The sequence below is a fragment of the Actinomycetota bacterium genome (assembly GCA_036280995.1).
GTDB lineage: Bacteria > Actinomycetota > CALGFH01 > CALGFH01 > CALGFH01 > CALGFH01.
The window spans coordinates 1-3446 of sequence record DASUPQ010000520.1; the positions used below are offsets into that span (position 1 = coordinate 1).

The 3446-nt window shown below is 70.1% G+C and carries 3 protein-coding genes; 1 reads left to right on the forward strand and 2 read right to left on the reverse strand.

Annotated elements, in window-relative coordinates:
* A partial coding sequence (locus VF468_17615; protein HEX5880109.1) for a hypothetical protein occupies window positions 1-440 on the reverse strand: 440 nt, incomplete at its 3' end.
* A gap of 238 nt (window positions 441-678) precedes the next feature.
* Between VF468_17615 and VF468_17620 the strand changes: the two genes are divergently transcribed.
* Window positions 679-1485 (forward strand): alpha/beta hydrolase, encoded by an 807-nt coding sequence (locus VF468_17620; GenBank protein ID HEX5880110.1) that lies wholly within the window; start codon window positions 679-681, stop codon window positions 1483-1485.
* A gap of 21 nt (window positions 1486-1506) precedes the next feature.
* Here the strand turns inward: VF468_17620 and VF468_17625 are convergent.
* On the reverse strand, window positions 1507-3446 hold a 1940-nt coding region (locus VF468_17625), incomplete at its 5' end, for a Vps62-related protein (GenBank protein ID HEX5880111.1).

The window sequence follows — 3446 nt, forward strand, 5'->3', positions numbered from 1 at the left end:
GCAGAGACCGCCCGATCCACGATTCCCACGGTGGCCGCCGGCACGGCTCGCGAGACCACGGCGACCTTGCGTGCCACCCAAGGCTCGCACTCCAGGGCTGCGACGCGGGCCCAGGTCCTGGGCAGCCGGTGCTGCAGGTCGAGGGTGTCGGCGAGCAGGGCGCGGGTGGTCACGGTGTGGGTGTCGCGGGCCATGGCCAGCTCGGGCAGGGAGTACTCCCGGACCGGCGGCGTACCCTCGCCGCCCGGGCTGGTCATCGGGTCGCGGTCGTCGCGAGGGTGGCCGTGCAGGACCGCCCAGTGGGCGGCGATCCGCATCTCCTCCACCTCGGCCGCGCGTCGCGCGCGCACCCCGCCACGCGCCGCGGCGAGGGTCGCGCGCGCGTCGAGCCCGTCGACGTCGGCGGGTGCCGGCGCGGGCTCGAGGGCGGCTGCTGTCATGGTCGAACTCTAATCGAACAGGTGTTCGATCACAAGGGGTGTGTGGATGATGTGGGTGGTCGCGGCTGGTGTTCGTGTCATGGAAGAGCCCTCTCGTACGACTCGACCTCGAGGACTTCGCCGACTTGGACTGCGGCGCCACGCTGGCGGCGCACCTTGGGTCCGGTCTGTCGCGCACTTACATCCGGCGGCCCGTGGCCCGTGAGATGCTCCGGAAGTGTCGAGCGACCCCCGTTGGGTGACGGAGCGCCTGCAGATCCGCGGGAAGGCGGTTCATTGCCGGCGAAGCACGGGCGGGATCGGGGTGCCCATCGTCCATGTCCACGGATTCGCGATCTCGGGCGAGTACCTCATGCCCACCGCCCGGCCGCTGGCCAGCCGGTGGGTCAACGTGGTCCCGGACCTTCCAGGCTACGGGCGCAGTGAGCGCCACGACCGCGTCCTGGACATTCCCGCCTTGGCCGAGGCCCTGCTGGATGTACTCGATGCTCTCGACATCGACAAGGCCGTCCTCCTCGGGAACTCCATGGGCTGTCCGATCGGCCTCGAAGTGGCACACGCGGCGCCCGACCGGGTGCACCGGCTCGTCCTCGTCTCGCCCGCAGGGGGCGTTCACAACCAGCCCCTGGTTCGTGCGCTCGGCCAGCTGGCGAGGGACGGGCTTCGTGAGAGCCCGAGGATGATCCCCGTCGCGTTGCCGGACTACATGAGGTTCGGCCCGCTGAACGGGCTGCGCCTCTTCCGCGAGCTGACCCTCTTCCCCTCGCTCGAGCGCCTGACGCACACCCCCGTGCCGACCCTGGCCGTCCTGGGTGGCCGCGACCCCCTCCTTCCGTCACCGGCCCGGGTCCGCGAGGTCGCTCGACTAGCTCCGGAGCACCTGGAGGTGGTGCTCGTCGAGAAGGCCGCGCACGCGGTCAACTTCAGCCACCCCGAGGAACTGGCGGGCGCGATCGAGCTGTGGCTGGACGATGGGCTGGCCGAGAGCGTCGGCCTCCCGGACGGAGTGCGCTTGCTCAGCCTGGGTGGTCGCGATGCCGGCTGACCACCTCACAGGATGACGCGATCACCGTGCGAGCTCGATCTCAGCCGGCAGAATCTCTCGCCCACGTAGGTCGTCGCCGGCCAGCTCGGATCGGACGCGCGCGTCGAAGTAGAGGTAGGCCATCGTGAGCCCGACGTACGGCATCAGCACGGCGTAGGTGACACCAGCCACGATGTTGGCTACCGGGAAGGGGGCGCCAGTGACCAGGATCAGGATCGTGCCGAGCAAGGGCCCGACAGCCCCGGCCAGCACGATCGAGGTCGCCAGCAGGACCGCAGTCTTGATGATCTGGCGTCGGACCAGTGCGGCGCTGCGGCGGAGCGACTCGATCGCGGCTGTCCCTTCGAACGCGATCACGGGCACGTAGAGGGCTAGCAGGACGACCAGCACGACCGCAACGGGTGACAAGACGACGGTCAGGCTGAGGAGCCCCAGGACGACCGAGGCGGTCAGAAACGCCCCCAGCAGAGGTCGCCACCGAGTCAGGGCCAAGCGGTAGGCGCGCCGCACGTCGACTTCGGCATCGCGGTCGAGCTCGCCGAGCGCCTGGGTAGTGGCCGCCAGAACCAGCAGGATGCTCGTCGCGAGCAGGACGACCCCCACCACCACAGCCAGCGTGACCCGGACCCCGCCGCCCTCGCCGCCACGGGAGACGGCCGCGACGTCGGGTGCTGTCAGGATCAGGCTTTGCAGTCCGGCCACGACCAGGGAGACCGGGATGGTGAGGAGCCCGATTCCGATGAAGACCCGCCACCGCGACGCGTACATGCTCCCGGCCGCCCGGATCACCTGCCCGCCCGACCTTCGGCGTGCGGCGCGCAGGGGCGCGACAGGTGTCCAGGTCGTGCGGCGCAGGAGGTAGATCACCAGCAGGGCGGTCACTGCCAGGACCAGGAGCAGCCGGACCGGATGGTCTGCCAGCTTGCGGACCACCTCTGACCCACTCGACACGGTGCCGCAGAAGAAGTCCGTGGCGGAAGTGCCCAAGAGCCCGCCGCCCGGTACGGCGTAGCTGAGGTCGCGGCCCTTCTGTGCCTGGTACGTGATCGGGTGGGTCCAGCTGTCCTTGGTGTTCGGGCCTGTAGGTCCGTTGTAGAACGATGCTTCGCGTTGGCCCCACCGCCCCTGGTAGGCGATCCAGGGGAAGGCCGCGACAGCGGCCGTCGGATCGGCGGGGATGACGGCGATGGTGGGGCGCACGTCGTCGCTCGGGCCGCGGGTGTCGTCGCAGCCGAAGCCCTGCTCAGCGGACGTGCCGAGGTACAACGCGGAGTCGTAGAAGTTGGCGTGCGAGCCGGCGGCCGGGAACACGACGGGATGACTGCCCTCGACGATCTGAAGCTTCGGGTCGTCCCAGACGGCGACCTCGAGGCCCTCGTGCTGGCTGTAGCCGACCTCGAGCGGTGTCTGATCGAGCGCCTGCGCGGCTTCGGAGGCAGCAAAGACGAGCTGGATCATCTCCCAGTCGCCCTCGTGCTTGTTGGTGTAGTCGTTGAACGGGTAGAAGAACCAGTACTGGAGGGCCAACCGGTCGTCGCGACCGACCTCCGTAGCCACGTGGGCGTACGCCGTGGGCGCGGTGCCCACGGCAGTTGTCCGGGCCCACGTCTCGTAGTCGCACCCTGCCTCGAGCGGGTTTCCAGGGAAGTCCAGGTGGTAGCCGAAGAGCCCCTCGCCGAGGTCCTCGGCCGTCGGGCCGATCTGGACAGCCGTGTCTCCCTCCCAGGGCCCGCGCAGGGCCACGCTGCGGTCGCCGAGGACGGTGTCGACGTCGCTGGGTCGGTAGGGCTCACCGGGCCCGCACTCGACGTCCTGGTGCACCAGCCGAACCACAGGAGCGAAGCGCTCAGCCAGTGCGCGCTCGGCGTCGCTGGCACTCGGGGAGGCGTGGCCTGCGCCGGCTGCGTCGGCTGGGCCAGCGGTGATGCCTGCCGGCAACAGGACCGCGACGGCGATCAAGC